Origin of the sequence: Muribacter muris (assembly GCF_004569585.1) — a bacterium.
GTDB classification, from domain to species: Bacteria; Pseudomonadota; Gammaproteobacteria; order Enterobacterales; family Pasteurellaceae; genus Muribacter; species Muribacter muris.
Genome location: NZ_SPPA01000012.1, coordinates 1 through 26,995, shown reverse-complemented (window position 1 = coordinate 26,995; position 26,995 = coordinate 1). Strand labels below are relative to the sequence as shown.

Sequence of the window (26,995 nt, the reverse complement as noted above, 5' to 3'; positions counted from 1 at the left end):
AAAAAATTAGGCTTGGGTAAAGCGGGAAATTGCCGCAATCACTTGCGCTTCGCTTGCTTGCGAACTGACATAAGCCGCCCCTAATTTTTTGAGTAAAATCAGGCGTAACTGACCGCTTAACACTTTCTTATCTCGCCACATATAAGGCAGATAGGCTTCCGGCAGCATACCGTCCGGCGAAATGGTCGGCAGATTTGCTTTGGCAAGCAGGGTTTCAAGACGTGCTACGTCCTGTGCATTGAGATCGCCGAATTGCTCGGAGAGTGCTGCGGCTTCCAACATTCCGACCGCAACCGCTTCACCGTGTAGCCAGTTCCCGTAACCGAGATGCGCTTCAATAGCGTGTCCGAAAGTATGCCCGAAGTTTAGGAGCGCGCGATCACCCTTTTCCGTTTCGTCCCGTGCTACAACGTCGGCTTTTAGCTGACAGCAACGTTGAATGCAGTAGCAGAGATCCGCTTGGTCGAGCGCAATAAGATGGTCAATGTGTTGCTCTAACCATTCAAAAAACGGCAGATCAAAAATCGCACCGTATTTGATCACTTCTGCTAAGCCGGCACTGATTTCACGCTTCGGCAAGGTGGCAAGAGTGAGGGTATCAATAATGACGCTGATCGGTTGATAGAACGCCCCAATCATATTTTTGCCCAACGGGTGATTGACCGCCGTTTTGCCGCCGACCGAAGAATCGACCTGCGCAAGCAAGGTGGTCGGGATTTGAATAAAACGAATCCCCCGTTGGTAAGAGGCTGCCGCATAACCTGCCACATCACCGATCACACCACCGCCTAGGGCGATTAGAGTTGAATCTCGGTTGTGATTTTTTTCCAACAGAGCGGTAAAAATCAGGTTAAGGGAATCAAGGGTCTTGTATTTTTCCCCATCGGGAATCAGTACGCTATCGACCTGACAACCCAGTTGGGTTAGTGTGTGTTCAACAGTCGCAAGATAATGCGGGGCAATGGTCGGATTTGACACAATCATTACCTTATCCCCTTTCTTTAGCGGTGCATAGCTTTCCGGTTTTGCCAGTAAGCCGGCTCCGATTAAAATAGGATAACGGCGTTCTTTTAATTCAACATTGACCTGTAACATCTTGCGACCTCTTTGTTTGTTACTGTAAGTTATCCATCATATCGATGATGCGGGTAGCGACCACTTTAGCGCTCTGTTCATCGGTTTGTAACACGATATCGGCGATTTCTTCGTATAACGGATTGCGAATTTCCGCTAACTCTTTTAGAGTTTGGTACGGATCGTCTGTTTGGAGTAATGGGCGTTTTTTATCCCGCTGTGTGCGTTCAAACTGCTTATCCACTGAAGTTTCTAAATAAACGACAATTCCGCGTGCGGAGAGGAAATTACGGTTATCTTTTGAGAGTACAGAGCCGCCGCCCGTTGAAAGTACCAGCCCCTGTGCTTGGGTTAATTCATTGATGATGCGTTCTTCACGCTTACGGAAACCGGCTTCGCCTTCAATATCAAAGATCCAATCAATATCTGCACCGGCACGTTCTTCGATGACGGCGTCCGAGTCTAAAAAATCCATATTAAGCATTTGAGCCAACTGGCGTCCAATGGTACTTTTGCCTGCACCCATCGGCCCGATTAAGAAAATATTACGTTTTTCTGCCATTGTTCTTTTCTAATAAAAAAGTTTGAAATTTAATTTGTGGTAAAGTTTGCGAAAAAACAGACCGCTTGCAAAGGGTACAAGCGGTCTGTTTTGCCTTAAATTTTTCAAAAGTGATTAAAAACAACACACTTGTCTGTCAATTTCACCACAAATCGCCCTAAATAAAGATGGGCGATATTATCGCAATAAATCGCCCCTCTTTTCAACCTAAACAAGTGCAATATCGCTGTTTAGAATAATTCTTTACCTTGAATTTGCAATACGCCCGGTGGCGGTAAGCCTAAGCGTTTATTTAACGCATCGTTATTCGATTTTGGTGCTTCGATGGCTTTTTCGACGATAAAGCGTCTGGTCGGCTCGGTACCTTTGATAAAGTATTCGGTTAAGCCGTCGCCTAGAAAACCGCTGACGGTATCAATTTTGGCCTCCACAATATTTGCCGGTATGACTTCGTTTCGCACGGCTTTATCGGCAAGTGCCACTTTCATATAGCGAACCCACGCCGGCATTGCGGTCTGTGCGCCTGCTTCGCCTCGCCCAAGTTCCCGTTTATTATCGTCAAAACCGACATAGACGGTTGTTACGATATTCGCCCCAAAGCCGGCATACCACGTAATTTTGGCATTATTGGTCGTCCCTGTTTTGCCGCCGAGATCTTTCCGTTTGATCTCGTTAGCAATACGCCAGCTAGTGCCTCGCCAACTTTGCCCTTTTTCTCCGGTAATCGCACTGGATAAGGCACTACGTATTAAAAAGGCAACTTCCCCGCTGATGACCCGCGGTGCATATTGAACTTCTTGGTTGCTGTGAGCGGATTCTGCCATTAGATTGGGCGCGTTTTCTTTATTGATGGTCGCAATTTCCAATTCCGGAATGACCTCATTTTCAGTTTCCTTCGCCGTGCTTGGATCAAGAACTTCGGCATCTGCCTCTACGCTTTTCTGTGTTTCGATTTTCACAAAATCGAAATAGGCAGGTTCTGGGTAAACAACCGGCTTATCATCGCACGCAAAGCAGGCAATTTTCGGGTTTGCTTTAAAGAGTTCATTGCCCTGATTATCTAAAATGCGATCGATAATATAAGGCTCAATCAAGTAGCCGCCGTTATCAAACACCGCATAGCCCCTTGCCATTTCAAGCGGTGTAAAGGAGGCAGCGCCGAGGGCAAGGGCTTCGGTCGCTTGGTATTGTTCACGGTTAAAGCCGAAACGTTGCAGATAGTCGGCGACATAATCGACCCCTGCCATTTGCATTGTTCTCACCATTATCACGTTTTTGGATAAACCTAGCCCTACCCGTAAACGTAGCGGTGTGTCTGAATAGACATTTGGCGAGTTTTTCGGTGTCCACGGTTTTTGCCCGCGTTTTTTGATGGTTAATTGCTTATCGCTAATCGTCGTCGAGAGGCTTAACCCTTTGTTTAATGCCGCAGCGTAGATGAACGGTTTAATGGACGAACCGACTTGCACTAACGATTGGGTCGCACGGTTAAAGCGGCTCTGTTCAAAACTAAAACCGCCGACAATCGCCTCGATAGCACCGTTATCGCTGTCGAGCGAGACTAAGGCGGAATTGACCTCCGGAATTTGCCCCAGCTCCCAATTTCCTTTGCTGTCTTGGCGCACCCAAATTTGTTCACCGACATTTAGCACATCTTTTACGCTTGTTGGGGTTTTGCCCTGTGCGGAGTCGTTGATGAATTTTCTTGCCCACTTCATTCCGGCAAATTTGAGTATGGCACGATCACCGTTAGGCAGCAAAATATCGGCTTTTTCCTTGGTAATGGCAAGGACGGCTGCACCGGTAAACGGCTCGGAATAAGGCAGTTTGCTTAGATGATCGATGATCTTTTCTTCATCCCACGCTTTTTCCTTTGGTTGCCATAATTTTTCAGCACCTCGCCAGCCGTGGCGGCGATCGTAATGGATTAAGTTATCACGCAGAGCGTCTTGTGCCGCTTTTTGATCGGCGGACAGTACCGTGGCATAGACTTTGAACCCTTTATTGTAGGCGGCATCTTCGCCATAGCGTTTGACCATTTCCTGACGGATCATTTCCGTTACATAGTCGGCACGAAATTCAAGTGCCGAGCCGTAAAATTTTGCGATAACGGGTTCGGCTTTCGCTTGTTCAAATTGCGCTTTGGTAATTTTGCCGACCTCTAACATTCGCCCAAGCACAACGTTACGGCGATGTTCTGCCCGTTTAACCGAAAATAACGGGTTCATTGTTGAAGGCGCTTTCGGTAAACCGGCGATAATCGCCACTTCGGAAAGGGTTAGTTCATCAAGGCGTTTGCTAAAATAGGTTTTAGCGGCTGCGGCAACCCCGTAGGAACGGTAGCCGAGATAAATTTTGTTGAGGTAGAGTTCCAAAATCTCGTTTTTAGAGAGATTTTCTTCGATTTCAATCGCTAGAATAGCCTCTTTGAGTTTGCGTTCTATTTTTCTTTCCGGCGACAAAAAGAAGTTGCGGGCTAATTGTTGTGTGATGGTGCTTGCCCCTTGGGTATCCCCTTGGGTTGAACGGATAATTGCCCGTAAGATCCCTTTAGGATCAATCCCTTTATGCTCGTAAAAACGGGTATCTTCGGTAGCAATAATCGCATCAATCAGTGCCTGTGGCACATCATCTAATTTGACCGGAATACGGCGCTGCTCGCCCACTTCGCCGATGAGTTTACCGTCTGCGGTAAAAATTTGCATTGGTTGCTGTAATTCAACGGTTTTCAAACTACTGACATCGGGTAAATCCGCTTTAAGATGCATATAGAGTAACCCGCCGCCGATTGCAGTCACAATCAATAGCGTAAGTAAAGCACTAAATATTATTTTTACGATCTTCATCGAAAAATTCTCTTTTACTAAATGACGACATTAACATTTGAAACCAAAATAGCTTCAACGTTCGTGATATAACGCGTAATTATAAGCGAAAAAAATAATTTGATCTCCTTAAATATGAAATAGGTGGAGCATTACCGTGAAAATATGGCAGAAGAAACACTTTTTTCCGATCGTAGGAATAAGTGAGAATAACAATTATATTTGTTGTGTCTCATTCAAAAATAATCAACCACAGGTGCATTGGCTGGCTAAGTCGGCTTCAATGCCATCGCTTTTTGAGATTATCCAGACGGCATTCGGGTTATCGGCATTTCGTTTAGTCTATGCGATCCCCTATCCGTTTATTTGGCGGAAATATCTGTTTTTTCCGGCACACTATTCCCAAAAAATGATTTATCGGCAGATAGTGCATTACTTTAATCAAACATTACCGCTGGGTTTGGAGAATGTTTATTTTGATTATCAAATTAAACTTTTTTCGGAGAATGATGCTATCCGGGTTATTTTGTATGCAATTAAGAAAACGTATGTTGATGAAATAGTATTGAATAATAAGCAGGTTTTAGATTGCGAACTATTTTGTTTTATTCGAGGATTGCATTATCTAAATAATGATCCTTTAGACGATATTTCAGCATATTGCTATCAAATACAAGGACGTTATATTCATTTTAAATTTGATGAATTAAAGGTTTATCAAAATTTACCGGAAAATATAACGGTTTATCCAATGGAAAAAGTAATGTTTACAGCGGATATTCTCGAACCTACGCTTTATCTGAAAGCATTAGGAGCTTGTTTATGGGCTGGCAGGGCATAAATTTAACCTCATATCACCAACAAAAATGGCTGGAAAAAAGTGTAAAGCACCTTATTTTTATAGTGATATGCTTTATATTGGCTATCTTAGCGGCGTTAAGTTTATGGTTTTTTGCCCAAAAAATAAGTAAAAATAACCAATCGTTAAATCAACAAAATAAACAGATAAAGCAAGATATCCAACAGATAGAAAAGAAAATAACCGAACTTCAACAACAAGCTAAAGTAAAGCACTCTTCTGAAAAGTTAGCGAAAGCACATATTATCTTTTTATTGGATTATATTCATAACCTTAATGTACAAGGTGGTATAGAGTTTATTCAACTTTATATAGAGACATTGCCCAAATTAAAACTCGTCGGAAAGTTAACGAATCATAATCAGTTTGAGCAGCTTGAAAAGCAATTAAAAAATATATCCTATACTTATCAACTCGATCATTTTCAAACTAATGAAATGAGTGAGATTGAATTTGGCTTTACCATTTATTTAGCGAGTGAAAAAGATGAAAACTAGACTTGCCAAATATTATATTTACCCGAATAGCTATATTTATCAATTATTGGACTATCTCAATCAATCTTGGTGGAAAATAGGGATTGCTATCATTGTGATGATTGTCGGGTATCCGGCTTTCTATTGTGTTTCTCACTATTATCAATATCGGCAGCTAGAGGCGGATATGCCTATATTATCGGAGAAAAAGGCGCAACGATCCGCATTGCTCTCGGCAATGCAAAAGCGCCAACGTGAGTTCACTGAAAAAGATGCGAATTTGGCGGAAATTACTCAGCAAATTAAATCTGTTTTAACCGAGAATAGTGCAGAAGTGGAAAGTATTCAGTGGCAATTTTTAGATGAAAAATATATCTATATAACGGCTAATCAACAAGCTGATGAACTGTTGAATATTATTCATCTCTTTAATCAAATTGATCGTTTAAAGTTTAAAGAGGTAAGCCTTGTAAAATTGCATAAAAATAAATTAGTTCAATTAAACGCTACTCTTGTGTTAAATGAATAAAGGAAACAATGATGAAAAGAATAACAATCCTATTATTGTTCTGCCCGTTATGTGTATTAGCTGATCCCTTTTATGTGGAAGAAAAAGTGCCGCAAGCGGCTAGTTACGAGCAGAATTTTGCAAATAAACCGCAGAAATCAACCGCTTATCGCCCGCAGGGTCAATTTGATGAAGTAATGATCGATGTTGATTTTGATACATTGAGATTAGTAGGGCTTATAAAACTGTCGGAACATTATAAAGCATTATTTATCGACTCGGAACGTAAATTATATGATTTTAGCGAAAATCAATATCTTACTTTATCTGATATACAAATTAACCATATTGATTTAAAACAAGTAAGCTATATTGATTGGAGAAAAAGTGAGGATTGTCAAAAACCACTAATAAAGACAATCAAACTTTAGGAGGAAATATGCGTTATATTTTTTCAATGATATATTTTATATCATTATCTGTTTTAGGTAATTCAATTTCAATCTCCTTAAAAAATGCGCCAACGGCGGAGATTATCAGTTATTTAGCCGAAGAAAACGATAAAAATATCGTATTGGTTGATGATATTCAGTCGACAAAAAGCCTCAGAATTGAAAATAGCTCTTTTGATGAAATTATTCATAGCCTTGCCAACATTCATCAATTAAATGTTAAACAAGACAATCATATTTATTATATTCGTGAAAAGACAGAAAACCCGATTAAAACACAATCACTCAATCAGAGTGCGTTACCGAAGCCGGCTAAATTGATCACAAAAACCGTTAAATTACATTATTCAAAAGCCTCTGAAGTGATTGAATCTTTAACGAAGGGGCAAGGTAATCTGCTGTCGGAGAATGGTTATCTTCATTTTGATGATCGCAGTAATCGCTTGATTATTAAAGATAATCCGCAATCGGTAAATTATTTCCTTGAATTGATTAAGAAAATTGATCAACCAACGGAGCAAATTGCGATTGAGGCACGGATTGTAACAATCAGTAGCGAGCATTTAAAAGCATTAGGCGTGCGTTGGGGCGTTTTTTCACCTTCGGCGGATTACCATAAGTTTTCGGGTTCATTGGAAGCAAAAGGGGCGAATCTACCGCAGTTAAATGTGAATTTTCCGGTGATAAACGGGGCATCGGCGGCGTTGCAGATTGCTTCTATCAATAGCCGGGTACTTGATTTGGAATTAACCGCATTAGAACGGGAAAATAGTGTGGAAATTATTGCCAGTCCACGTTTGCTGACGACCGATAAAAAGAGTGCCAGTATCAAGCAGGGGGCGGAAATTCCCTATGCGATTTACGATAGAAAAGCCGATATGAAAAATATTCAATTTAAAGAGGCAGTATTAGGTTTGGAGGTCGTTCCGCATATTTCAAAGGATCATCAAATTCTATTGGATCTTGTTGTAACACAAAATGCCCCTCACGATCGCAGCGGTGCAAGTGAGTTGATTACGATAGATAAGCAGGAACTCAAAACACAGGTATTTGCAAAACACGGCGAAACGATCGTATTAGGTGGCATTTTCCAACATTTAACCGCAAAAGGAGAGGATAAAGTGCCGTTATTGGGTAGTATTCCGGTTTTAAAACATCTGTTCAGTCAAAGTCGGGATAAAATTTCCAAACGGGAATTAGTGATTTTCGTTACCCCCTATATCATTCGGCAGCCGCCCGTTGTTGCCACAAAAATTGACAAGAAATCCAAGCAAAAATAGGGGGATTATGCTAAAATTCGTTCCCGTTTTTTAAGAGAATTTAGAAAGGTTGTATGGAATTAAAAATATCTCCCCGTCGCCGGGCAAGAGAATGTGCGGTGCAAGCATTATATTCTTGGCATATTTCACAAAACAGTGTAGAACAAGTTGAATTGGCTTTTATCACGGAGACTTTTGTTACAGAGCAGGATATGAAAGGTGTTGACGTGCCTTATTTTCGCCGTTTATTAAGAGGGACGATCGAAAATATTGAGGCGGTGGATGAATCGCTCCGAGCTTGTTTGGATCGTGCGGAGAATGAGGTCGATCCGATTGAGCGTTCAATTTTGCGATTATCTGCCTACGAGCTTCAATTTGAGTTGGATGTGCCTTATAAAGTGGCGATCAATGAGGGAATTGAAGTCGCCAAAGTGTTTGGCTCCGACGATAGCCACAAATATATTAACGGTGTACTTGATAAACTTGCACCGAAACTTCAGCGTAAATAATTGAGCGAAAATGGGCGAGTTTGATCTGATTAAGCGTTATTTTCAGCGGGAAAATAGCACGGCGCATAACGGTGTTATTCTCTCAATCGGTGATGATTGTGCCTTAACACAATTATCGCCTGAGCAGCAACTCGCCGTAACAACGGATACGTTGGTTTGCGGTACTCACTTTCTACCCACAATTTCCCCGGAGGATTTAGCATATAAATCCGTTGCGGTAAATCTCAGTGATTTGGCGGCAATGGGGGCAACGCCCCGTTGGGTTTCTCTTGCTTTAACCTTGCCTGAGGTTGATCACTGCTGGTTGCAGGCTTTTAGTCGTAGCTTGTTTGATATTTTAGATCGCTATAATGTCAGTTTAATCGGCGGCGATACGACAAAAGGCAGCTTATCTATTACATTAACGGCGCAGGGGATATTACCTCAGGGACAAGGCTTATTTAGGCATCAAGCTGACATAGGCGACTGGATTTTCGTTTCCGGTTATTTAGGCGACAGTGCGGCAGGCTTGGCATTACTGTTAAATCCGCCACATTTGCCGTTTAATGCCTCTCAAGCGTATTGTGTTGAACGGCATCTGCGTCCTACGCCGAGAGTCGAGCTCGGGCAAATGTTGAGGGCGTTTTCCCGTTGTGCGATTGATATTTCCGATGGCTTATTAGCGGATTTAGGGCATATTCTCAAACGTAGTCAGTGCGGTGCGCAGCTCTATCTTGAAAATCTGCCGATCTCTGAACCGTTGCGAGCAAATTATCCCCTTGCCCAAGCTGAACAGTGGGCGCTGACGGGCGGTGAAGATTATGAACTCTGCTTTACCGTTGCCGAACAATACCGAGAAGAGATGGAAAAAACGGTACAAGCATTAGGGCTTTCTTGCCATTGTATCGGGCGAATTGTGCCGGTTGAACAAGGTTTAACGTTATGGCGAGAGGGGCAAGAATGTCCGCTTCCTACGCATATTGGCTTTGACCACTTCAAATAAAATGAAACCGAATTTAAAAAATCCGATTCACTTCATCGCCTTAGGCTTTGGCTCTGGCTTAATCAAACCGGCACCGGGGACGTGGGGCAGTCTGATGGGTTTGTTTGTTGCAATTTTTTTGTGGCAACTGACCGCTTGTCAGACCATTTTTATATTATTAACGGTACTAGGTTTTATTGGCGGTTGTTATATCTGCCAAAAAACCAGCGAGGATTTTGGCGTACACGATGACGGGCGAATTGTATGGGACGAAATGGTTGCGATATTTATGATATTCTCATTCTTGCCCGAATATAACTGGCTTTACTACGGGCTGACCTTTGCCATTTTCCGATTTTTTGATATTTTGAAGCCGTATCCAATCCGTTTGTTTGATCAAAAACTCACGAGCGGTTTAGGCATAATGGTTGATGATATTCTAGCGGCGATTTACTCGCTGTGTACCCTTTATCTAATCTATTGGAGTCTCTAATGTGGACGATCTTTGTTGTACAATTAGTCGGGTTGATCAGTCCCGGTCCTGATTTTTTCTATGTTAGCCGTCAGGCAATGAGCTGTTCCCGCCGTAGTGCCGTATTGGCGACAATCGGCATAACCCTCGGGGTCGGGTTTTGGGCGTTGATTGTGCTGTTCGGCTTGGCGGTTTTAAATCGTCTTTTACCGAATTTTCAGCAGATTTTAATGCTGATTGGCGGTAGCTATTTGGCATATAGCGGGCTGAAAATGGTGCAAATTACCCAAAATGCGGCGTTGGCGCAGGCGAAAGAGGTGAAACAGAGCCGATCTGCGTGGCAAGAGATTCTCGGCGGGCTATTGATCAATCTTTCCAATCCGAAAATCGTTGTCTTTTTCAGTAGCGTACTTGCCGGCTATGTGTCTAATCTTGATGGATTAAGCGATATTTTGTGGGTTCTACTGATGCTGACGGGCAGTGCCTTAATCTATTTTTGGCTGGTAGCCCTACTATTTTCTCATCGTAAAATCCGCCAATTTTATGCGAAATATAATCGCTATTTGGATAATTTTGCCGGTGTCATCTTTATCTTATTTGGCATCAGCTTGGTATATGAAGGGCTATCGGTGTTACTGAGTTAAAAAACAAAAAGGCTACTTTTTTGGGTAGCCTTTTTGCAAATATAAGGCAGAAAACGACCGCTTGCTTAATTGTTGGGGGCGAGCGGAAAGCCGCCGAGATCTTTCAAACGATTGACCATTGTGCAAAACAGCTCGGCAGTGCGTTCGGTATCGTATAAGGCGGAATGTGCTTGTTTGCCGTCAAAGCTGATGTTCGCCGCTTGGCAGGCTTTGACTAAAACCGTTTGCCCGTACATAAAACCGGCTAAGGTTGCGGTATCGAACATTGCGAAAGGGTGAAAAGGATCTCGCTTGGCGTTGATGCGTTTTACCGCCGCCTGTAAAAAGGCTTGGTCAAAAGTAGCATTATGCGCCACAATCACAGCCCGCTGGCAGCCGTTGTCTTTCACCGCTTTTCGCACCATTTTAAACATTTCCGTGATCGCAATCGTTTCCGGTATCGCACCCCGCAGCGGATTATCAATGTCAATACCATTAACTTTAAGAGAATCGGGGTTGATATTTGACCCCTCAAAAGGCTGAATGTGGCAGTGGTATTGCTGATCCAACAGAAGATAACCCTGTTCGTCCATTTTGAGTGTTATCGCCGCTATTTCCAGTAATGCATCGGTTTGTGCATTTAGCCCTGCTGTTTCCACATCAATCACCACCGGCAGATAGCCTCGGAAGCGGTGCTTCATTAAATTATAGTTAATCGGTTCGGATAAGGTTGTCATTCTAAGTTATCAATAAAAGGGCGGGCGAGTTGTTAGCGCCCGCAAATTAAAGGGAAGATCAATGACCGAGGGCTTTTTGAGCGTCTTTATTCTCAATAAATTCGATTTTGTAGCCGTCCGGATCTTCAACGAAAGCGATTACCGTTTTACCGCCCAATACCGGCCCAGGCTCACGAGTAACTTTACCACCCGCTTGACGCACCGCTTCAACCGTAGCATAAATATCATTGACACCTAAGGCAATATGCCCGTAGGCTGTACCTAATTCGTAGCTTTCAACCCCCCAGTTATAAGTCAGCTCAATGACTGCGCTTTCACTCTCATCGGCGTAACCTAAGAAAGCAAGAGTGTATTTATATTCCGGATTTTCACTGGTACGCAGTAATTTCATTCCTAAGACTTCGGTATAGAATTGAACGGCTCGCTCTAAATTACCGACACGCAACATTGTGTGCAAAATTCGCATTATAAAATCCTGTTTAAATAGAAAAAAGAGTGTGTATTATGACATAACTTTGTGGCAGTGAGTATCTAAAAGACTTGAACTGTTAAACGTCCGCTGAATAAACAGTAGGCTTTCTGATTTTTATCCATATCCTAAGAAAGATTTCATCACGTTTTAGTATGACATACCAGGATACTCTAAATCGGAAGGAGGATTGTAACTTATTTGTTACAAAATATATCTTACATTCATCATTTGTTAGGTGAGTTTGTAATCTTATAAAGTATCTCGTTAATTACTCTATTTGTTGCTTATTTATATTATGGTTACGAAAACTTGAAATGTGATACATACAATACTTCCGATAAACATCCTTATTGGAATTATGTCTGAAAATAGGCTATAAGGAAAGGCGATGATAATATGAACTGTATCTTCTCGAAATACCGCTACAAGAGGAGGGATTAAGTTATCTGCAAATATCCAATATACATATTGGTAAAAAACGTCTTTATTGCGGGGAATGTTAGAAATGATTGGAAACTGCTCCGTTGGGGCGGGCGGTTAAATACCTTGCTCGGTCGCAAACGCTACTGGCAGAGCTGTTTAGTTATGTGGGCGAACATTATGACCAAACCGCCCAGCTTCGTACCGGCTGGCAACATTTTTTCCAAGTCTGGTCGGGGCAAACGCCCTACACCCAAATCAAAGTGTTTACCGCGCGGGATAACGGCAACATCTGCGGGTGTGTAATGGCACTGGTGCAGGACAATCCTTTGTTTGTTGCCAAGCCGTTTATTAACCGTTTTATTGATTTAACCCAAGGGGATAAAGGGTTTGATGAGTATGTGAACATTGTGCTAGATAGTCAGTAATTAAGTTGCTATAATTGTATAGCATTCAAAGAGGAACATACTATGTTAGCACTACGATTACCCGAAGAGATTGAAACCCGCTTACAACGTCTTGCCGATGAAACAGGACGGAGTAAAACCTTTTATGCCAAAGAGGCAATTTTAAAATACCTTGAAGATATGGAAGATATTTTCCTTGCGGATAAAGCCCTAAAAGCGTTTCGAGAGTCAGGCGAGCAACTGGTCGGTATTGATGAGCTGGAGGCAGAGCTTGGCTTGGGAGATTAAATTTTTACCCGGTGCGGTAAAGGAATTTCAAAAGCTCGATAAATCGACATCTGCCCGCATTCTTGCTTATTTGAGAGATGTCGCGAAATTAGATGACCCGACGGTCAGAGGAAAAGGGCTAACCGGTAATCTAGCGGGGTATTGGCGTTATCGTATCGGGGATTACCGTGTGATAACCCAAATTCAAAATGGTGAGCTGATTATCACCGTCATCAAAATCAATCACCGTAGCAAAGTGTATGATTGACCTTATGGCGATTAAGGAGGATAAATGACCCAATATCAAGCATTATGCCAACTTTTTCAACAGCAACAAACCAAGCAAAAATCATTTGAACAAGTGCTGCGTAATGAAGCACAGATAATTGTTGAACAACTGGCTGACAAATTAGCGTTAAAGGGGAAATATTATCGAAAAAGCGTGAGTGATGAACAGGCAACGCAACCTTATGTGTTTGTTGGTAAAGAGACATTCAGAGAAACCCTACGATACTTATCCTGAACCTGCTGGGGCGTTGTCTATCACAAATATAAGGAAATTAGCAGAGGTATTTAGTTTTTCTGCACGTTTTTAGAGGTTCAAGCCTTTTAGATACTCACTTTGGCTGATTTATGGCATAATCCTGCTCTAAAATCATTTTTGAATTGAGATTATGTCCCAAGATCAGCACACCCCCTCAAAATTAGAGATTGCTACCCACGCAGTATTGCCGCTCTTATTGATGTTATTGATTGAAATGGCGTTGAACCATTTTGGCGGTATTCCGAACAGTATTTTCATTTCGCCTTATCTGCTGGCGTTTTTTATTACGGGGGCTATTGCTTTTGTTGTACTTTGGAAAGGGCAAATCTGCCCTGGGCAGAAAGGGCGTTTGACCTTCATTCTGCCGTTCCTACTAGTTTTTGCGTTAGGGCATCTTGCCTATTTGGTTGCGTTTACGCCAAAGCACTCACCAATGTGGGTTGCAAGCTGTGCGGCACTGATATTCCCGCTGATTTATTGGAAATTGCCGGAAGATGAAATAATTTCCCGCACCTTAATTTATTGCGGATTAGCCACAGTTGCTGTTGGTGTGGTGCAATACTTAATGGTTTATTGGGTTGAAATTCCGTCTCTGTTTAATTGGGCGAGAGCCAATAACTTTGCCCAACTGCAACTGGGCATTTTACTTGCCGGTTGGTATTTGGTGCTTGCTCGCAGCCGTTTGGAAGGCTTTTTGAAATTATTGGTTCAACTGGCACTTTTTGCCTTAATTGCGAATTATATTTGGACGGTTTTTGTGCTTTATCAGCACCTGCAACGAATGCCGACAATGGCAATTAGCCCTTATTTGCTCTTTTTTGCAGGGCAATTTGTGATTTTGGCGATGCTCGGTTGGCTTTTGTTGGGGAAAAATATCAAGCAACCGACCGCTTGGACGGTAGCAACTTTCCTGTCGCTGCTTTACCCTTTAATCAATGCCGTTTAGATGAGCATTAAGCGAAGCCTCACGCTGATTGCCGGATTTATCGGGCTTGCCGTTGCCGGTATGCTTTGGCTGCCTAGCCCGCAATTAACGGCGGTGATCAATTATGCGTTACCGAAAGGGTGGACGATTGCAATGCCCGATGGGTTTTCGGCTTCGCTTAAACAGTTGCACTTGCCCCGTTTTCAGTTAAAAGCGGAAAATTGCCCGCTAGTGAGTGTAGATAATCTCAAGCTGGTTTGGTGGGCGCAACGCCAACTGGAAGTGAAACAAGCGGTCTTGGATTACGCCTGTTTAGCAAAGCTGACTGCTTCCCCCTCGGACGATAGCCCTGTTCAGCTTGCTGAATGGCTTGCGTGGCTACCGGACGCAAAAGCCAATATTGAGGCTTTTTCGGTAGTCAATTTCCCGACAGATTCCCCGTCTCGCCTAGCGGCGCTGTTCGCTCAACCCTCACAGCTTGAATTTGCCTATTTTCAGCCTAAACTGACCGCTTCCCTCGCCCAAAACGGCTCAATATTGCAGGCAGAGTTGGAAAATCATCGCCTTTCAGCACAAATCCACTATCAACCAAATGAGAATGAATGGCATCAAGGGCAGCTATCTGCGACATTAGACGAGGATTTAACCCGATTACCGCTTCAGCTTAAGGTAAATTATCAATGGCAATTACCGGGGAGCGTAATTACCGAACCTCGCTTGCAACAAGGCTCGGCAACGTTGGCGTGGCAAAAAGCAGAGGCGGTTGCGGGGCAACTGACGATTAATTCGGCGAACCAGTCGGAAGCGTTGCTCACTTTGCCGTTTCGGTTTGATGAGCAAAGTCTGAATATTGAACAAGGGCTGCTGAATTGGCAGGGCTTTGCAGAGTTTCCGCTCAAAATGTTTATCAATGCGCAGTTTCGCCCGCAAAATCCGGGGCAATGGCTACCGCTTGATACGGCGTTTCGGCTAAGTATTTTGTCGCAAAACAGCAAAGGTAAGGGCAATATTGTGGTGAGCACCCAAAACGGGATATTGCAAAAAAATGCCCTGATGTTACCGCTTCAAATCACCGGTAATGTGAAGCATCAAAATTTTATTTTATACAGTAGTGTGCCTCTTGAGATTAGCGGAGAGTTTGACGATCTACGCCTGCGTTTTTTACAGGGCGCTTTGTTGCGTATGACAGGCAAAGAACGCTTTCTCACGATTCACGACCTGCGTTTTCCATTGGCGGGCATTCGGGTGGATAAACAGGGGATTCACGGGCGTTTACAAGCCATTTTCCGTGGAGAAAGCCCCGATTTTAAAGGGATTGAGATGCACTTGGACGGTTATGCCAAAAATTTTAAAGCCGGTGCATTAGATTTCTTCCAAGATCCCACCGCAAAAGAAGCAGTCAAGGATCAATGGCAATGGCGTTTTTGGGGAGAAAGCCGCCTTAATGCGTTAAACAATCGTTTAAAGGTCTCGGGGCGGGGAAAATGGCATAAAAATTTGGTCGAGTTGAGTGAATTTGATGGGCATTTGGCAAAAATCCACCGCAACGGCGTACGCATCGATCAAACACGGCTCAGTTTGAGCGAACCGATTCAATTTGCTTATCAAGATTTTCAACTGAACGGTGGGGTGAAATTATCCGCACCTAAAGTCATTTTTGACTATGGCGGCGAGTTGATCAAACCAACGGCAAGGCTGACTTTTAACGGCGAGGTGGAAAATCTGAACCTTAAAGGTGAAGTAACGGCGGGGCGGCTTGGGCCGATCCGTCTGTTTGCCCGCCGTGAATTGACGGAAAATCAGAGCCGATTTAAAGGGCGGCTATATTGGTTGGCACAACCTGCTACGGTGTTCCAGTCGCTTTTTCCGTTTCGCCAAAACTGGTTGATTACCGGTGGTTCGGTAAAAGGGGAAACCGCGTTTAGCTTTGAGGCGGAGCAAGGGCTGATTGCCGGCGGGCATTTTTCAATTAAAAACGGTAGCCTCTCTTTTCCGAACGGCGAAATGAAGGGCATACAATTTTCGCTGCCCTACCAGCTCAAGCGAAATGAAGTGGATATCGGAATGAAAAAACCGCTTGAATTGAGGGCGGATCTGCTGGATATCGGGCTAAAAATGGAAAATATTCGGGTGAAAATCCACGGACATTGGCCGTATAGTAAACGCCGCCCGCTCTTTTTGCGGGAATTATCGCTGAATCTGCTCGGCGGAAGTTTGAATGTGGCAAAATTTGCGTTACCGCAAACGCAGGTCGCCTATCTTAATCTCGATCAGATACAATTTGAGGAGATATTGGCTTTGGCGCAATATCATCAGCTCAATTTATCGGGCAAAGCGAGTGCGGTTTTTCCGTTTTGGTTGAAAGGCAACCCTTGCTATATCTGCAACGGCTCGATCACCCAACTCGGCAAACCCCGTTTAAAATTAGGGGCTGAATTGATTGAGGCGATCCGCAACGGCGGTTATACGGAACGGATTTTGGCGTATATGGTCAATGAGAGTCAGGTAAATCAGCTTACCGCCCGGGTGAATGTGGATAAAACAGGGCAAATGCGGCTGGCGGCACAACTTCGTTCGCAGCTTGCCGAACACCAGAATGCCAAAATCAATCTCAATCTCAATTACAGCCATCAAGAAAATCTGTTTGAACTCTGGAAACTGATTAACTATGGTTCGCAATTTGAGCAGCAGATTGAACACTCTCTCTATCAACAATTGGATAAACGTCAATGAAACAGGCTTTGTTACTGATTGCAATATCCGGGCTGAATCTAACCGCTTGCACGCCGAAAATTCAGCTTGAAACCCCGCCGGAGGGGATCACTATCAATATGAATGTGGTGGTTGATCACCGCATTGAAGTATCAATGGACAAACAATCGAGGGCGGTGATTAAAACGGTGGACAAGCTCAAACAAGCAAAATAGACCAGCTTTATTTAAGGGCGACAATACCGCCCTTTTCGGCTGATGTGGGTAAGCAAGCGAAGCCTGAAAGTTACTGGGTTTTATGCAGTTTATAATTATTACCGCTTTTGCTCGTTTCGCCGTTCGCATCGCAAAATTCTACGAAAGTATCGGATAATTTCACCGCTAAATTGCCGGAATTGGTTAAACGGATAACACCTTTTTTATTGCCGTCCCAAGTGTAAGTGCCTTTTTCGATGAATGGGTGTTTCTCTTTATTTTTAAAATACAACGTGTTGTATTGATAAGTGCTGTCTGCATTTAATACCAATTTTGCTTCGATTTTTTCGCAGTCGGCACAAGGGAGCGTCCCTTCATAAGTACCGGAGACGCTTTTTGGCGAGAGCGTAGAGCAGGCACTTAACAGGGTGGCGATAGACATTAGAATAATCTTTTTCATTGTTAATTCCTCACGGTTCAAAAAGGCAATTAAACGGGTTTAAAATCAGGATTAACCTTAAACTGAAGTTCGCTGACTTGGGGTAAATCCGTTTGAATGCGTTTGAGTAAATGGGCTTGTTGCAGCAAAAGCCCCTGACGGACGGTGGCATTTTGCACCTCAAAAACGAGTAAATTATCGTATAAATTGACAATTCGGTAAAGCCCACGATATTGACTTGGCAATAATTGTTGAATGTTATGGTTCAACATATTGAGTTCGTTAGCGCGTTGGACAATCTTAGCAAGGCTTGAGTTCTGTAAAAGCTCGCCGATGTTTCTAGTTGTGTTTTTTTTCATCTGTTTTCTCGCTTTTGCCTTGTTTTTCGTGGATTTATCACCATAATTGGCAACATTCTACAAAAATTATCGTATAATCGGCACAATTTTTTCAGTAAATCGACTAATGAGATCTTTTCGTTACTTTTCTAAATCGGCATTTTGGTCGCCATTTCTTGTGGGATTGGTGGCAATTTTCGCATTGCCGCATTTAGCAAACGGGCATTTGCACGAGGATACCCAAAATTCGCAAGTGTTTGCCCCTGAAATGATCGAAATGGACAGCGCCGAGTCGGAGCAGCCCTATTTTGTTCGGTTCGATTCACCGATTATCCCTTTCCAACCGTTGCAAGCGGTGATATTTTGTGAATTTTTTACCGCATCTTACCGCTTGATCGTTTCGCCTAAACCGCCTATTCGGGCAGGGCCGCTATACGCTTAATCCGTTTGATATTGTATTTTGAATAGCTTGCCGAGCGGGCAAGTGCTTTTTATTTCACCCTATTTGAGAATTGGAAAACCTTATGTTAACAAAATTGATGACGGCGATTTTCGGCAGCAGCAATGATCGCACCTTACGCCGTTTAAACAAGCGTGTGGCACAAATCAATAAATTAGAACCGGAATTTGAACAATTAACCGATGCGCAATTACAAGCAAAAACCGCAGAATTTAAACAACGTTTAGCCGAAGGGGCAAGCCTTGACAGCCTGTTACACGAAGCCTTTGCAACGGTGCGTGAGGCGAGTAAGCGGGTGTTGGGAATGCGTCATTTTGATGTGCAACTTATCGGCGGTATGGTGCTGACCGAACGTAACATCGCCGAAATGCGTACGGGAGAAGGGAAAACGCTCACCGCAACCTTACCTTGCTATTTAAACGCCTTAACGGGCAAAGGCGTACACGTTGTTACCGTTAATGATTACTTGGCACGCCGTGATGCCGAAACAAACCGCCCGTTATTTGAATTTTTAGGAATGAGTGTGGCGGTCAATATCCCCGGTTTAGCCCCCGATGAGAAACGTCAGGCTTATGCGGCGGATATTACCTACGCAACCAACAGTGAACTAGGCTTTGACTATTTGCGGGATAATCTCGCCCATTTTAAAGAGGAACGTTTTCAACGTCCGCTGCATTATGCGTTGGTCGATGAAGTGGACTCTATCCTGATTGATGAAGCACGCACACCGCTTATTATTTCCGGGCCGGCGGAAGATGCCACCCATATTTATCAAGCGATTGATAAAGTCATTCCGCATTTGATTGCACAGGATAAAGAAGACAGCGAAGAATTTACCGGCGAAGGCGATTTCACCCTTGATCTGAAAAATAAACAGGCGCATTTGACCGAACGGGGGCAGGTGAAAGTCGAACAATTACTCACCGAAATGGGCTTGATGCAAGAACACGAAAGCCTCTATTCACCGGCGCGCATCAGCTTGTTGCATCACGTTTATGCCGCATTACGTGCGCACAAATTGTTCGAGATCAACGTAGATTACATCGTGAAAGACGGCGAAGTGGTGATTATTGACGAACATACCGGACGGACAATGGCAGGTCGCCGTTGGTCTGACGGGCTGCATCAGGCGATCGAAGCCAAAGAAAAGGTGAATATTCAAGGGGAGAACCAGACGGTTGCCTCAATCACCTACCAAAACTATTTCCGTCTTTATGAAAAATTAGCCGGTATGACGGGTACAGCCGATACCGAAGCCTTTGAATTTCAACAAATTTACGGCTTAGATACGGTGGTAATTCCGACCAACCGCCCGATGATCCGCGATGATAAAACGGATTTAATGTTTAAGAGCGAGCCGGAAAAATTCCAAGCGGTGATTAAGGACATTGAAGGCTGTATTGCCCGCAATCAACCGGTGCTGGTCGGCACAATCTCGATTGAGAAATCGGAAGCGCTTTCGGCAGCACTGACCCAAGCCGGTATTCCCCATAAAGTATTGAATGCAAAATTCCACGCACAAGAGGCAGAAATTGTCGCCGATGCCGGCTATCCGGGTGCAGTTACCATTGCGACCAATATGGCGGGACGGGGGACGGATATTGTCTTGGGCGGTAACTGGAAAGCAGAAATCGCTAAGTTGGATAATCCGACCGATGAACAAATCGAAGCCATCAAAACAGAGTGGCATGCTCGCCACGATACCGTAATGAAAGCCGGCGGTTTACACATTATCGGTACGGAACGCCACGAATCCCGCCGGATCGACAACCAGTTGCGTGGACGGGCAGGGCGGCAAGGCGATCCGGGCTCGTCCCGTTTCTATCTCTCGCTGGACGATGCGTTGATGCGCATTTACCTTAACGAAGGCAAGTTGAATATGATGCGCAAAGCCTTCACCGAAGAGGGCGAGGCGATGGAATCTAAATTGCTGACCAAAGTGATTGCCTCGGCGCAGGCAAAAGTGGAAGCCCATAACTTTGACGGCCGTAAGCACCTTCTGCAATACGATGATGTCGCAAACGAACAACGTAAAGCCATTTACGAGCAGCGCAATCATTTGCTTGAAACGGACGATATTTCACCGATGATTGAAACTATCCGTGCCGATGTGTTCAATGCAGTGATCGACCAATATATTCCGCCGCAATCTATCGAAGAAATGTGGGATATCGAAGGGTTGGAAAACCGCTTAAAACAAGAGTTTGCAATGGCATTGCCGATTGCCGAATGGCTTGAAAAAGAGAGCGATCTGCACGAGGAAACCCTGCGTGAGCGGATTATTGAGCTGGCGAAACAGCAGTATCAAGCGAAAGAGCAAATCGTGGGCGCAGAGGTAATGCGCAACTTTGAAAAAGGCGTAATGTTACAAAACCTTGATGAACTTTGGAAAGAGCATTTATCCGCAATGGATTATTTACGCAAAGGGATTCACCTGCGGGGCTATGCGCAAAAAGATCCGAAGCAAGAGTATAAAAAAGAATCTTTTGCGATGTTCACCGAAATGCTGGATCATCTGAAAGCCAACGTAATCAGCATTTTAAGCCGTATCCAAGTCCGCAGCCAAGAGGAAGTCGAACAGGCGGAGCGTGAACGTCAAGCCCTTGCCGATCAGGAAGCCGCCGCTTACCAAGCGGAAGGGGCGGAAAGCGGCACACAAGCGGGCGGTTTGGAGCAAGATTTTGCAAATTTGAATATCGGACGCAACGAGCCTTGCCCGTGCGGGTCAGGCAAAAAATATAAGCACTGCCACGGTAGCAAAGCACGCTACGCATAAAGGCGCAAGCGGTCGGTTTAGCGGAAAAATGTGCAACGTTTTTGCAAAAATCCCACTTAAACTGACCGCCTGTTTCAACACGGAAAAACAGTAGGATATAAAATGGATAAACCGATCGTTCAAGTTGCTGCGGGCATTATCCGCAACGAATTTGGACAAATTTATCTCACACAACGGCTGGAAGGTCAGGATTTTGCACAATCCCTTGAATTTCCGGGCGGAAAAGTCGAAGCAGGGGAAACACCGGAGCAAGCCTTAAAACGTGAATTGGAAGAAGAAATCGGCATTCACGTATTAAGTGCCTTTCCTTATGAACATTTTTGTTTTGACTACCCGAATAAAACGATAGCGTTTTTCTTCTATTTGGTTGAAGAGTGGGTTGGCGAACCCTTTGGACGAGAAGGGCAGGAAGGCTTTTGGCTGGCACAGTCCGAACTTGATGAAGGGCAGTTCCCTCCGGCAAATCTGGAACTTATCCGCAAATTAAAATCCGAACGAGGTTAAAATAGTGGGCTTTTCAGCCCATTATTTTTAGCGGAAGACTTTGACGTTGTGAAAACCGTTTTCCTTTAAATAGAGCGCTTGCAGTTTGCTCATCACACCACGTTGGCAATAGAGCAAATAGGTTTTGGATTGATCCAAACCGACAAATTGGCTGGAGAGTTTGTAGAACGGCAGTTGTTTAACTTCGACACCAGCTAATTCAAAAGGGGTTTCATCTACTTCTTCCGGGCTGCGAATATCTAAAATTACATCGTTTTCGCCCAATGCGGAGGTTGTTTCGACGGATACAACCTCTTTTTCTGTCTGTTCGGCAATGTCTCGAATATCCAAAAATTGTGCGTTGGCAACCGCTTGTTCAAGGATTGTGAAGTCAAAATGCCCTTCTTCTTCAAGAATTTTACTCTCAACCGCTTTTACTGTTGGATTTTTCGAGATCACCCCACAAAATTCTGGCATTGACTTGGCAATATCGTCCGTGCCGATCTGTTTTGCCATTGCAATAATTTGCTCTTTGTCGTGGGCAATCAGTGGGCGTAGCACCAAAGTGTCGGCAGCTTTATCAATTAAGCGTAAATTGGTAAGGGTTTGGCTGGAGACTTGCCCTAAGGCCTCACCGGTTACGATTGCTTGAATATCAAAGCGTTCAGCTATTTTGCTAGCAGCCCGCACCATCATTCGCTTTAATACTACGCCCATTTGCCCGTTATCGACGTTTTCCAAAATCTCGCCTACCACTGTTTCAAAATTGATGGCGACAAAACGGACTTTGTGAGAGCTGCCATAACGTTGCCAAATGTGATATGCCATCTGTTTGACGCCGATTTCGTGCGCAGCGCCGCCCAAATTAAAGAAACAGTAATGTACCCGTGAGCCTCGGCGAATGAGCATATAGCTCGACACGCCGGAGTCAAATCCGCCGGAAATGAGCGACAGCACATCTTCCTGTGTGCCGATCGGGTAGCCGCCCAAACCTTCGTGGCGTGCTTTAATCAGTAGCATTTTGTCGTGGTCAATATCAATACGCACCGTTACATCAGGATGAGTCAGACGTACATTGGCGGACTCAATATGTTGATTTAAACCGCCGCCGACATAGCGTTCAACATCGAGGGAGCGGAAGTCGTGTTTGCCTTTGCGGCGTACCCGTACGCAGAATGTTTTGCCGACCAGTGTCTCTTTGACCGCTTGATAGGTTTGCTCAAAGATATCGTGTAGCGAGTTGAACGGAGTTTCTTCCACTTCCAAAATATGGTGAATACCGGGAGTGCGTTGCAGCAAATCCAGTATTAGCGGTGCGTTGTCGGCAGTTTTAGTGCGAACTTCGATGAAATCCCAATGGCGAACAACGGCAACGGTTTCATCGTGTTTTGTTAATACATTGCGGATATTACTGGTGAGAATTTTGATAAAGCGCTTTCGAACGGAGTCGCTTTTAATCATAATTTCAGGGAAAAGTTTAATAATAAATTTCATTGTAATCGGTATAGAAATAAAAATGAGCGGGGGATTATACCCTTTTCTGCAATGAATAGGGAGCGGACATAAAAATCCCCTTGCTTTGTAATAAATTAAGGGGATCTGATCGCTTGTAAGAGGGGTTAGCGTTGGTATTTGCCTGCCATTGCTTGATAAACCGCATTTTCATTACGCAGAATAGTATATTTACTTTCGAGTAAGGCTCGCTGCGAGGTGTTTTCGGCGTTGATTGCATTTAACCATTCACGCAATTCGGATACGCCCTGTTGATAACGGTTTTTGTAGTAGCCGCTGATGCGTTTATCGTATTCATACTGTTTTTGTAAATTGGCGTAGCCGTTGCGGGAAAGTTGGTATGCCGCATAGTAGGTGTCGATTTCGTTCAGGGCGCTGGTGATCGTCTGTTCGTAGTTCAGCTTCGCCAATTTGTAGTTCTCTTCGGAAATCTTAATGTTGTTTTTCACACGGTTCCAATCTAAGAAAGGCAAGTTGAACGAGATTGTCCCGCCCGCCACAGGATTATCCACAACATCGCCGACTTTCACCGCACTGCTGGCTAGGCTGCCGCCTAGGGTGATAGTCGGGAACCAGCTATTTTCCATCGCAGTTAAGCTGTTAAACGCACTTTGTAAACGTTGCAAACGGGCGATGACATCAGGACGGTTAGCGATAGCAGATACCGGCACATTTAGATTTACCCCCTGCAATTTAACTTTGCTTAGGCTTGGGTAACGTACTGCAAGCGGTTGGTTTGGCTGTAAATTAAGCAAGTTACGCAAGGTTTGTTCTGCGGTTTTACGGGCAGACTGTAAGCTGATAAGGGTATTTTTTGCGGCTAATGCGGCTTGAATTGATTGAGCCACACTTAATTGATCAATTGCACCGGCATTAAGTTTATTCGTGAGAATTTTGCTCATCTGCTCGTAGTTTTTGATACTTTGCTGGGTAACACGGATCGCTTCTTGGTAATAAGCTAAATTGTAATAGCTGTTAATGACACTGTTAATTAAGGACAAACGGGCTGCCTGTAAATCCTCTCGGGTAGCTTTATGTTCCCATTCTGCCGCACTGGCGATATCTTTTAAACGTCCCCAAAGATCAAGGGTATAGCTTAAATTAAAACCAAGTTGGTTACTGCGATTGGAGGTGCCGGTTGAAACAGCGTTTCTGTCCGCCGAGCCAACCCCTTTTGATGCGGAAGCAGAACCGCTGCCGTTAAAGGTTGGCACTAAATCCGCACCGACTAAATTGGCATTGTATAATGCACGATTGACGGCAATAGCGGCTTTGGCTAAATCAATATTATTGGCTAATGCTGTTTCGACTAGACGGTTTAATTCCGGATCTTGATAGTTCTGCCACCATTTTTCATTGATCTGGAATTGCTGACTGATATCTTGATATTGCTGGTAGGTTTGCTGTGCTTGTTCTAGCGAACCGTCTTGGCTCATTTTACTGCTGCACGCACTCAGAACTAAGGCGGCAACAAGGGTAAAGCTGATTTTGGAAAATTGCATTTGGTCTTCCTTCTGATAGAAAATAGAGCTATTGTAAATAAATCCTCTGCTTTGGACTAGTCGCAAAATGAACGATCATTCATCTTTTTCAAAAGTTTACAGAAAACTCTGTGTAGAAAAGGAATTTTATCGACCACGCCCGCTAATGCCCCTGCCAGCGGGTCTAACCCCGCTGCGTAAGCTTCCACTGACGATAACACCCCGTGCGCAAAAAGTTCGCCGCTTTGTTGTCTTTCGTCAGAGTGTGAATTTGGGCATTCAATTCCGGCGATAGCCCGGCGACTGCCGTTTCCGCCGTGGTTTTACCCGAAAGAATTGCCCCCAGTACTGCCACTGCCGCGTCCACTTTACGCCGACTTGAACCACCTTCCGACCAGCGTTCGCTTTTCGCTTTCGCTTCAACGTAGGCGGTCTGTTTTGCGTCAATATCAGCGTCATTATTCGCTTTGGCTGTCGCTAATGCCTCTTCTGCCTATTATTTCTTTTTGCAAAAATTTGCTTGAAATAGAGTGCTTGAATATTACTCTTCAGGATAACGTTCATTAAAATCATAAAGCTTATCTAAAAACTCCTCAAAGTTATCAGCAACCGGAAACAGCAATTTCCTACCCGTTTTTTCATCATATTCATCGTGAATGACAATACATATTTTAGGATTATCTCCTAATGGGTTATCCCGATAATCAAAACAAACATAATCACCACGAGCAGTACTACCAAAAGAATAAACATTTTCATAACCATAAATAGGATCATCATAAAGATATTGTCCTAATATATTTTCTGGAGGACTATCAATATTACTATCTGTTTCAAATCCTTCAAAACAAAAACTTGCGCCTTCATCTTCATCATGATATGAATCATAGTAATCAAAATAGTTCTGATTAACTCCAGGAGCGTTATATATTGTAATTAGTTGAATATATAAATCAGGTAATTTAATATTAAAATTCTTCTCAAAATTAGAAATAATTTCTCTTGAAACACAACCATAATCATAATAAATTTCTAGATTTCTAAATTTTTTCATACTATCTTCCCTCATTTAATGCCCCCTCTCCAATATGCTCAACAGTCTTATAGATATTTCTAGGCACTAATTGCATATTATTTTGAGCTTGCACTTATTTTTTGCAAAATTTTGCTTGAAATAGAGCGCTTGAATATCCTTCAGGATAACGTTCATTAAAATCATAAAGTTTATCCAAGAATTCCTCAAAGTCATCAGCAACTGGAAACAGTAATCTCCTACCTGTTTGTTCATCATATTCATCGTGGATGACAATACATATTTTAGGATTATCTCCTAATGGATTATCCCGATAATCAAAACAGATAAAATCTCCTGCTCCTGTACTACCAAAAGAATAAACATATGGATAACCATAAATTTCATCGTCATAGATCCATTGCCTTAATATATTATTTCCTGGTTCAATATTTTCTTCTGTTTCAAAGCTATCAAATCCAAAACCAACAAGTGCTTCTTCTTGGTTATATGAATCATAGTAATCAAAGGTGTCTTGTCTAACAGACGCCTTGTTATATTCTGTAATAAATTCAACATATAAACTGGGTAATTTGATATTGAATATACTTTCAAATTCAGAAATGATCTCTTGACTAACCTTACTTGCATATTCATCGTCAATGTCTAAATATCTAAATTTTTTCATATACTATCTCCCTTCACTTAAAGATCCTTCACCTATATGACGAACAGCATCATGAATATTATAAGGAACTAATTGCATATTATTTGGTGCACTTTGCGCATTATGATGCCAAGTAAATTCTTCAATACTTACTTTACCTTGGTTAATATCCTCTAATTGCTTCTTCGTAAATTGATTTTTATTCACCTGTCCTTTATTTATGGCTTCTTTTAAAGCCAATGTAGCATTTTTCATTTCAGCATATCGTCTAGTTTTACTTGACATATTTTCATATCCCTTCGGTTTCTCAATTTTAGTCGTGAACGGGGCTACATCATCAAAAATCGGCAGCCCGCTTGTCCTGCCGCTTACGCTGATATTGCGCGTTTTCAGCTCGCTGTGGTTCTTAATATGGCTTTCCCCATACGTCCCCGTACTGAAACGGTTTGCACTTTTCGGGGCATCGCTCGTCAGGATGCCGCCGTTATTTTGCGTATGGTTGAGTACCGTAACGTCCATTCCCTCTTTGCCAACGTGAACGCCTGCTTGTTCATTCACTTGGGCCATAT

General features: G+C 43.4%; 32 protein-coding genes. 19 read left to right on the top strand and 13 right to left on the bottom strand.

Going from position 1 to position 26,995, the window contains the following annotated elements:
• Window positions 1–6: 6 nt before the first annotated feature.
• The 3 genes from aroB to E4T80_RS06480 all read right to left on the bottom strand — a co-directional run bounded on the left by aroB (window position 7) and on the right by E4T80_RS06480 (window position 4,482).
• Window positions 7–1,095: a 3-dehydroquinate synthase gene (gene aroB / locus E4T80_RS06490; protein WP_135056316.1), complete on the bottom strand. Its 1,089-nt coding sequence runs from the start codon at window positions 1,093–1,095 to the stop codon at window positions 7–9.
• A gap of 19 nt (window positions 1,096–1,114) precedes the next feature.
• Complete coding sequence (aroK, locus tag E4T80_RS06485) at window positions 1,115–1,636, bottom strand: shikimate kinase AroK (protein ID WP_047975883.1); 522 nt, start codon at window positions 1,634–1,636, stop codon at window positions 1,115–1,117.
• A 230-nt stretch (window positions 1,637–1,866) separates the two neighbouring features.
• The gene (locus tag E4T80_RS06480) at window positions 1,867–4,482 is read right to left on the bottom strand and encodes a penicillin-binding protein 1A (protein ID WP_135056313.1); all 2,616 of its coding nucleotides are present in this window, start codon (window positions 4,480–4,482) and stop codon (window positions 1,867–1,869) included.
• A 136-nt stretch (window positions 4,483–4,618) separates the two neighbouring features.
• On the opposite strand from E4T80_RS06480, the gene E4T80_RS06475 reads away from it, so the two are divergent.
• From E4T80_RS06475 to E4T80_RS06435, 9 genes are read left to right on the top strand one after another with little or no spacing between them, the layout of a single operon-like run.
• The gene (locus E4T80_RS06475; RefSeq protein WP_135056310.1) at window positions 4,619–5,302 is read left to right on the top strand and encodes a type IV pilus biogenesis protein PilM; all 684 of its coding nucleotides are present in this window, start codon (window positions 4,619–4,621) and stop codon (window positions 5,300–5,302) included.
• Entirely contained in the window at window positions 5,284–5,817 is a 534-nt protein-coding gene (locus tag E4T80_RS06470) for a hypothetical protein (RefSeq protein WP_135056307.1), read from the top strand. Before E4T80_RS06475 ends, E4T80_RS06470 begins: the two co-directional genes overlap by 19 nt.
• Window positions 5,807–6,325, top strand: coding sequence for a hypothetical protein (locus E4T80_RS06465; protein ID WP_135056304.1), 519 nt, complete (start codon window positions 5,807–5,809; stop codon window positions 6,323–6,325). Before E4T80_RS06470 ends, E4T80_RS06465 begins: the two co-directional genes overlap by 11 nt.
• An 11-nt stretch (window positions 6,326–6,336) precedes the next feature.
• Entirely contained in the window at window positions 6,337–6,735 is a 399-nt protein-coding gene (locus E4T80_RS06460; protein WP_135056301.1) for a hypothetical protein, read from the top strand.
• Between the two features lie 8 nt (window positions 6,736–6,743).
• On the top strand, window positions 6,744–8,036 hold the full coding sequence (gene pilQ, locus E4T80_RS06455) for a type IV pilus secretin PilQ (RefSeq protein ID WP_135056298.1): 1,293 nt from the start codon (window positions 6,744–6,746) through the stop codon (window positions 8,034–8,036).
• Window positions 8,037–8,089: 53 nt separating this feature from the next.
• Window positions 8,090–8,524, top strand: coding sequence for a transcription antitermination factor NusB (gene nusB, locus E4T80_RS06450; RefSeq protein WP_135056295.1), 435 nt, complete (start codon window positions 8,090–8,092; stop codon window positions 8,522–8,524).
• A 10-nt stretch (window positions 8,525–8,534) separates the two neighbouring features.
• Window positions 8,535–9,506 (top strand): thiamine-phosphate kinase, encoded by a 972-nt coding sequence (thiL, locus tag E4T80_RS06445; RefSeq protein ID WP_135056291.1) that lies wholly within the window; start codon window positions 8,535–8,537, stop codon window positions 9,504–9,506.
• A 1-nt stretch (window position 9,507) separates the two neighbouring features.
• Complete coding sequence (locus tag E4T80_RS06440) at window positions 9,508–9,978, top strand: phosphatidylglycerophosphatase A family protein (RefSeq protein ID WP_135056287.1); 471 nt, start codon at window positions 9,508–9,510, stop codon at window positions 9,976–9,978.
• Complete coding sequence (locus tag E4T80_RS06435; protein ID WP_135056284.1) at window positions 9,978–10,601, top strand: LysE family transporter; 624 nt, start codon at window positions 9,978–9,980, stop codon at window positions 10,599–10,601. The genes E4T80_RS06440 and E4T80_RS06435 overlap by 1 nt, the downstream gene beginning before the upstream one ends.
• 65 nt (window positions 10,602–10,666) lie before the next feature.
• On the opposite strand, the gene rnt is transcribed toward E4T80_RS06435, so the two are convergent.
• Together rnt and gloA are read right to left on the bottom strand one after the other, a co-directional pair.
• Window positions 10,667–11,317, bottom strand: coding sequence for a ribonuclease T (gene rnt, locus E4T80_RS06430; RefSeq protein ID WP_135056280.1), 651 nt, complete (start codon window positions 11,315–11,317; stop codon window positions 10,667–10,669).
• Between the two features lie 58 nt (window positions 11,318–11,375).
• The gene (gene gloA / locus E4T80_RS06425) at window positions 11,376–11,783 is read right to left on the bottom strand and encodes a lactoylglutathione lyase (protein ID WP_135056277.1); all 408 of its coding nucleotides are present in this window, start codon (window positions 11,781–11,783) and stop codon (window positions 11,376–11,378) included.
• Between the two features lie 515 nt (window positions 11,784–12,298).
• Here gloA and E4T80_RS06420 point away from each other — a divergent pair.
• From E4T80_RS06420 to E4T80_RS06390, 7 genes are all read left to right on the top strand, one after another.
• Window positions 12,299–12,637: a hypothetical protein gene (locus E4T80_RS06420; protein WP_135056274.1), complete on the top strand. Its 339-nt coding sequence runs from the start codon at window positions 12,299–12,301 to the stop codon at window positions 12,635–12,637.
• A gap of 42 nt (window positions 12,638–12,679) precedes the next feature.
• Window positions 12,680–12,904, top strand: a complete 225-nt coding sequence (relB, locus tag E4T80_RS06415; RefSeq protein ID WP_047975895.1) for a type II toxin-antitoxin system RelB family antitoxin — start codon at window positions 12,680–12,682, stop codon at window positions 12,902–12,904.
• Window positions 12,888–13,151 (top strand): type II toxin-antitoxin system RelE family toxin, encoded by a 264-nt coding sequence (locus E4T80_RS06410; protein WP_194186331.1) that lies wholly within the window; start codon window positions 12,888–12,890, stop codon window positions 13,149–13,151. The genes relB and E4T80_RS06410 overlap by 17 nt, the downstream gene beginning before the upstream one ends.
• Window positions 13,152–13,175: 24 nt before the next feature.
• Window positions 13,176–13,406 (top strand): hypothetical protein, encoded by a 231-nt coding sequence (locus E4T80_RS06405; protein WP_135056268.1) that lies wholly within the window; start codon window positions 13,176–13,178, stop codon window positions 13,404–13,406.
• A 151-nt stretch (window positions 13,407–13,557) separates the two neighbouring features.
• A complete protein-coding gene (locus tag E4T80_RS06400) occupies window positions 13,558–14,373 on the top strand; it encodes a hypothetical protein (protein WP_135056265.1) in 816 nt (271 codons plus the stop codon).
• The gene (locus tag E4T80_RS06395) at window positions 14,374–17,085 is read left to right on the top strand and encodes a YdbH family protein (protein ID WP_135056262.1); all 2,712 of its coding nucleotides are present in this window, start codon (window positions 14,374–14,376) and stop codon (window positions 17,083–17,085) included.
• A complete protein-coding gene (locus tag E4T80_RS06390) occupies window positions 17,082–17,279 on the top strand; it encodes a YnbE family lipoprotein (RefSeq protein ID WP_047975899.1) in 198 nt (65 codons plus the stop codon). Before E4T80_RS06395 ends, E4T80_RS06390 begins: the two co-directional genes overlap by 4 nt.
• A 70-nt stretch (window positions 17,280–17,349) precedes the next feature.
• Here E4T80_RS06390 and E4T80_RS06385 read toward each other — a convergent pair whose 3' ends face one another.
• Window positions 17,350–17,718: a copper resistance protein NlpE gene (locus E4T80_RS06385; RefSeq protein WP_135056259.1), complete on the bottom strand. Its 369-nt coding sequence runs from the start codon at window positions 17,716–17,718 to the stop codon at window positions 17,350–17,352.
• Window positions 17,719–17,747: 29 nt separating this feature from the next.
• Window positions 17,748–18,056 carry a DciA family protein gene (locus tag E4T80_RS06380; protein ID WP_135056256.1) on the bottom strand — a complete coding sequence of 103 codons (309 nt, stop codon included), beginning with the start codon at window positions 18,054–18,056 and terminating at the stop codon, window positions 17,748–17,750.
• A gap of 106 nt (window positions 18,057–18,162) precedes the next feature.
• On the opposite strand from E4T80_RS06380, the gene secM reads away from it, so the two are divergent.
• The 3 genes from secM to mutT all read left to right on the top strand — a co-directional run bounded on the left by secM (window position 18,163) and on the right by mutT (window position 21,775).
• Entirely contained in the window at window positions 18,163–18,477 is a 315-nt protein-coding gene (secM, locus tag E4T80_RS06375; RefSeq protein ID WP_135056253.1) for a secA translation cis-regulator SecM, read from the top strand.
• Between the two features lie 82 nt (window positions 18,478–18,559).
• A complete protein-coding gene (secA, locus tag E4T80_RS06370; RefSeq protein ID WP_135056250.1) occupies window positions 18,560–21,271 on the top strand; it encodes a preprotein translocase subunit SecA in 2,712 nt (903 codons plus the stop codon).
• Between the two features lie 102 nt (window positions 21,272–21,373).
• Window positions 21,374–21,775: an 8-oxo-dGTP diphosphatase MutT gene (mutT, locus tag E4T80_RS06365; RefSeq protein WP_135056247.1), complete on the top strand. Its 402-nt coding sequence runs from the start codon at window positions 21,374–21,376 to the stop codon at window positions 21,773–21,775.
• Between the two features lie 27 nt (window positions 21,776–21,802).
• Here mutT and thiI read toward each other — a convergent pair whose 3' ends face one another.
• From thiI to E4T80_RS06335, 6 genes are all read right to left on the bottom strand, one after another.
• Window positions 21,803–23,248, bottom strand: coding sequence for a tRNA uracil 4-sulfurtransferase ThiI (thiI, locus tag E4T80_RS06360; RefSeq protein ID WP_135056244.1), 1,446 nt, complete (start codon window positions 23,246–23,248; stop codon window positions 21,803–21,805).
• A 125-nt stretch (window positions 23,249–23,373) separates the two neighbouring features.
• Window positions 23,374–24,768, bottom strand: a complete 1,395-nt coding sequence (tdeA, locus tag E4T80_RS06355) for a toxin/drug exporter TdeA (protein ID WP_135056241.1) — start codon at window positions 24,766–24,768, stop codon at window positions 23,374–23,376.
• 163 nt (window positions 24,769–24,931) lie between these two features.
• Entirely contained in the window at window positions 24,932–25,102 is a 171-nt protein-coding gene (locus E4T80_RS12780) for a hypothetical protein (protein WP_167740700.1), read from the bottom strand.
• A gap of 186 nt (window positions 25,103–25,288) precedes the next feature.
• Window positions 25,289–25,801 (bottom strand): SMI1/KNR4 family protein, encoded by a 513-nt coding sequence (locus E4T80_RS06350; protein WP_228064818.1) that lies wholly within the window; start codon window positions 25,799–25,801, stop codon window positions 25,289–25,291.
• Window positions 25,802–25,895: 94 nt separating this feature from the next.
• Window positions 25,896–26,447, bottom strand: a complete 552-nt coding sequence (locus E4T80_RS06340) for an SMI1/KNR4 family protein (protein ID WP_135056235.1) — start codon at window positions 26,445–26,447, stop codon at window positions 25,896–25,898.
• Window positions 26,448–26,450: 3 nt separating this feature from the next.
• Window positions 26,451–26,995: HNH endonuclease (locus E4T80_RS06335; protein WP_228074256.1), on the bottom strand; the 545-nt coding region annotated here is incomplete at its 5' end.

Coding starts and splice junctions, on each gene's coding strand:
- thiL (WP_135056291.1), top strand. CDS start 8,535: ATGGGCGAGTTTGATCTGATTAAGCGTTATTTTCAGCGGGAAAATAGC.
- tdeA (WP_135056241.1), bottom strand. CDS start 24,768: ATGCAATTTTCCAAAATCAGCTTTACCCTTGTTGCCGCCTTAGTTCTG.
- E4T80_RS06470 (WP_135056307.1), top strand. CDS start 5,284: ATGGGCTGGCAGGGCATAAATTTAACCTCATATCACCAACAAAAATGG.
- pilQ (WP_135056298.1), top strand. CDS start 6,744: ATGCGTTATATTTTTTCAATGATATATTTTATATCATTATCTGTTTTA.
- E4T80_RS06460 (WP_135056301.1), top strand. CDS start 6,337: ATGAAAAGAATAACAATCCTATTATTGTTCTGCCCGTTATGTGTATTA.
- E4T80_RS06405 (WP_135056268.1), top strand. CDS start 13,176: ATGACCCAATATCAAGCATTATGCCAACTTTTTCAACAGCAACAAACC.
- E4T80_RS06385 (WP_135056259.1), bottom strand. CDS start 17,718: ATGAAAAAGATTATTCTAATGTCTATCGCCACCCTGTTAAGTGCCTGC.
- rnt (WP_135056280.1), bottom strand. CDS start 11,317: ATGACAACCTTATCCGAACCGATTAACTATAATTTAATGAAGCACCGC.
- E4T80_RS06340 (WP_135056235.1), bottom strand. CDS start 26,447: ATGAAAAAATTTAGATATTTAGACATTGACGATGAATATGCAAGTAAG.
- secA (WP_135056250.1), top strand. CDS start 18,560: ATGTTAACAAAATTGATGACGGCGATTTTCGGCAGCAGCAATGATCGC.
- aroB (WP_135056316.1), bottom strand. CDS start 1,095: ATGTTACAGGTCAATGTTGAATTAAAAGAACGCCGTTATCCTATTTTA.
- E4T80_RS06480 (WP_135056313.1), bottom strand. CDS start 4,482: ATGAAGATCGTAAAAATAATATTTAGTGCTTTACTTACGCTATTGATT.
- E4T80_RS06395 (WP_135056262.1), top strand. CDS start 14,374: ATGAGCATTAAGCGAAGCCTCACGCTGATTGCCGGATTTATCGGGCTT.
- secM (WP_135056253.1), top strand. CDS start 18,163: ATGAGATCTTTTCGTTACTTTTCTAAATCGGCATTTTGGTCGCCATTT.
- E4T80_RS06440 (WP_135056287.1), top strand. CDS start 9,508: ATGAAACCGAATTTAAAAAATCCGATTCACTTCATCGCCTTAGGCTTT.
- nusB (WP_135056295.1), top strand. CDS start 8,090: ATGGAATTAAAAATATCTCCCCGTCGCCGGGCAAGAGAATGTGCGGTG.
- gloA (WP_135056277.1), bottom strand. CDS start 11,783: ATGCGAATTTTGCACACAATGTTGCGTGTCGGTAATTTAGAGCGAGCC.
- thiI (WP_135056244.1), bottom strand. CDS start 23,248: ATGAAATTTATTATTAAACTTTTCCCTGAAATTATGATTAAAAGCGAC.
- mutT (WP_135056247.1), top strand. CDS start 21,374: ATGGATAAACCGATCGTTCAAGTTGCTGCGGGCATTATCCGCAACGAA.
- relB (WP_047975895.1), top strand. CDS start 12,680: ATGTTAGCACTACGATTACCCGAAGAGATTGAAACCCGCTTACAACGT.
- E4T80_RS06350 (WP_228064818.1), bottom strand. CDS start 25,801: ATGAAAAAATTTAGAAATCTAGAAATTTATTATGATTATGGTTGTGTT.
- aroK (WP_047975883.1), bottom strand. CDS start 1,636: ATGGCAGAAAAACGTAATATTTTCTTAATCGGGCCGATGGGTGCAGGC.
- E4T80_RS06390 (WP_047975899.1), top strand. CDS start 17,082: ATGAAACAGGCTTTGTTACTGATTGCAATATCCGGGCTGAATCTAACC.
- E4T80_RS06465 (WP_135056304.1), top strand. CDS start 5,807: ATGAAAACTAGACTTGCCAAATATTATATTTACCCGAATAGCTATATT.
- E4T80_RS06435 (WP_135056284.1), top strand. CDS start 9,978: ATGTGGACGATCTTTGTTGTACAATTAGTCGGGTTGATCAGTCCCGGT.
- E4T80_RS06380 (WP_135056256.1), bottom strand. CDS start 18,056: ATGAAAAAAAACACAACTAGAAACATCGGCGAGCTTTTACAGAACTCA.
- E4T80_RS06400 (WP_135056265.1), top strand. CDS start 13,558: ATGTCCCAAGATCAGCACACCCCCTCAAAATTAGAGATTGCTACCCAC.